Origin of the sequence: Nonomuraea corallina (assembly GCF_027620315.1) — a bacterium.
GTDB lineage: Bacteria > Actinomycetota > Actinomycetes > Streptosporangiales > Streptosporangiaceae > Nonomuraea > Nonomuraea corallina.
This window is the reverse complement of record NZ_JAPNNL010000338.1, coordinates 1-1,923: the sequence shown is the minus strand read 5'-3', so window position 1 is coordinate 1,923 and position 1,923 is coordinate 1. Positions and strand designations below refer to the sequence as shown.

Below are 1,923 nucleotides of genomic sequence, written 5' to 3'. Positions count from 1 at the left end.
CGCCCCCGGGTGGGGCCCTCCGCCGCGCGATGAAAGTTTCACGAAAATGCCGATAATTTCAGGCTGCCACCTGCTCTAACGGCGCGGGCGCGGCCTGGGCATTGACCCTGTATGTCCCGTATCCCTAACGTCCCGGCAGGGATCCCGATGACGCCGAAAATTTCGGGACCAGATCGGCCGCCCTTCCGGAGGTAGGTGCTCGTGCTTTCGTCAACGCTCATCAGACCCGGCACCCGGCCCAGGACGTTCGCGGTGGCGGCCCTGCTCGGGCTGCTCGCCGTGTTCTTCCTGCCGGTCGGCCAAGCAGACGCCTCGGCGCCGCTGCGCCAGCACGCCGCCGCGCGAGGCAAGTTCATCGGCACCGCGCTCGCCACCGGGCCGCTGTCCAACGAGACCCAGTACCGGAACATCGCGGCGACCGAATTCAACCAGATCACCGCCGAGAACGCGATGAAGTGGGACGCCATCCAGCCCAACCAGGGCCAGTTCAACTTCTCCGGCGCCGACACCATCGTCAACTTCGCCACCCAGAACAACCAGCAGGTGCACGGCCACACCCTCGTCTGGCACAACCAGACCCCGGGCTGGGTGCAGGGCCTGAACGCCACCGCCATGCGCCAGGCCATGCAGAACCACATCAGCCAGGTCGTCGGCCGCTACGCCGACAACCCCGCCGTCGTCTCCTGGGACGTGGTGAACGAGGTCTTCGAAGAGAACGGCAACATGCGCTCGTCGTTCTGGTACAACACGCTCGGCCTGAGCTTCGTCGCCGACGCCTTCCGCGCCGCCCGGGCCGCCGACCCCAACGCCCGGCTGTGCATCAACGACTACAACGTCGAGGGCATCAACGCCAAGAGCACCGCCATGTACAACCTGGTGCAGTCGCTCCGCCAGCAGAACGTGCCCGTCGACTGCGTCGGCTTCCAGACCCACCTGGCGATCCAGTACGGCTTCCCCACCTCCTTCCAGCAGAACCTGGAGCGCTTCGCCGCCCTCGGCGTCCAGGTCCGCATCACCGAGGTGGACATCCGCATGCAGATGCCGCGCAACTCCAGCAAGGACGCCACCCAGGCCACCTACTACCGCGACGTGGTCCGGGCCTGCATGGCCGTGAGCGCCTGCGCCGGCGTCACCATCTGGGGCTTCACCGACAGGCACTCGTGGGTGCCGGACACGTTCCCCGGCGAGGGCGCCGCGCTCATCTACGACGAGAACTACCAGCAGAAGCCCGCCTACACCGCCGTGCACGACGCGCTCGCCGAAGGCGGCAGCTCGGAGGACACGACACCGCCCACCACCCCGGGCACCCCGGCCGCCTCCAACGTCACCGCCAGTTCGGCCACGCTGACCTGGACGGCCTCCACCGACACCGGCGGCAGCGGCCTGGCCGGCTACAACGTCTACCGCGAGCAGGGCGCCACCGACCCGCAGCTCGGCCAGTCGTCCACCAACTCGATCAACCTGACCGGCCTGTCGGCCTCCACCCAGTACCAGGTGTACGTGCGGGCCCGCGACGGCGCCGGCAACCTGTCCACCCCCTCCGCCGCGGTCACCTTCACCACCAGCGAGGGAGGCGGCCCGACCGGTCCCTGCACCGCGGCCGGCACCGTGCAGACCCAGTGGAACAACGGCTACGTCATCCAGCCCGTCACCATCACCAACAGCGGCTCGTCGGCCATCAACGGCTGGACCGTCACCTTCACCCTGCCCGCCGGGCACAGCATCACCGGCTCCTGGAACGCCGCCCTGACCACCAGCGGCCAGACCGTCACGGCCAGGAACGTCAGCTACAACGGCAACCTGGGCCCGAACGCCAGCACCTCGTTCGGCTTCCAGGTCAGCCGGCCCAACGGCAACACGCAGACGGTCTCCGGCTACACCTGCGCGTCCCCGTGAACAGGCAGGGAGCGGACGTGAGGAGCC

At 68.5% G+C, this 1,923-nt stretch carries 1 protein-coding gene; it reads left to right on the top strand.

Going from position 1 to position 1,923, the window contains the following annotated elements:
• Positions 1-201: 201 nt before the first annotated feature.
• Complete coding sequence (locus OUY22_RS36555; RefSeq protein ID WP_270159898.1) at positions 202-1,896, top strand: endo-1,4-beta-xylanase; 1,695 nt, start codon at positions 202-204, stop codon at positions 1,894-1,896.
• Positions 1,897-1,923 lie beyond the last annotated feature (27 nt).